This is a genomic window from Escherichia sp. Lx600-2 (genome assembly GCF_036662595.1).
GTDB lineage: Bacteria > Pseudomonadota > Gammaproteobacteria > Enterobacterales > Enterobacteriaceae > Escherichia > Escherichia coli.
The window spans coordinates 1-491 of sequence record NZ_JAYQWM010000258.1; the positions used below are offsets into that span (position 1 = coordinate 1).

At 53.2% G+C, this 491-nt stretch carries 1 rRNA gene; it reads right to left on the minus strand.

The annotated features are described in order from the left end of the window. Positions 1-491: ribosomal RNA gene (locus tag OQV04_RS24870) — 23S ribosomal RNA — on the minus strand; the annotation flags it as partial.

Here is a 491-nt window from a genome sequence, read left to right on the forward strand (position 1 = left end):
GTTTAGCCCCGTTACATCTTCCGCGCAGGCCGACTCGACCAGTGAGCTATTACGCTTTCTTTAAATGATGGCTGCTTCTAAGCCAACATCCTGGCTGTCTGGGCCTTCCCACATCGTTTCCCACTTAACCATGACTTTGGGACCTTAGCTGGCGGTCTGGGTTGTTTCCCTCTTCACGACGGACGTTAGCACCCGCCGTGTGTCTCCCGTGATAACATTCTCCGGTATTCGCAGTTTGCATCGGGTTGGTAAGTCGGGATGACCCCCTTGCCGAAACAGTGCTCTACCCCCGGAGATGAATTCACGAGGCGCTACCTAAATAGCTTTCGGGGAGAACCAGCTATCTCCCGGTTTGATTGGCCTTTCACCCCCAGCCACAAGTCATCCGCTAATTTTTCAACATTAGTCGGTTCGGTCCTCCAGTTAGTGTTACCCAACCTTCAACCTGCCCATGGCTAGATCACCGGGTTTCGGGTCTATACCCTGCAACT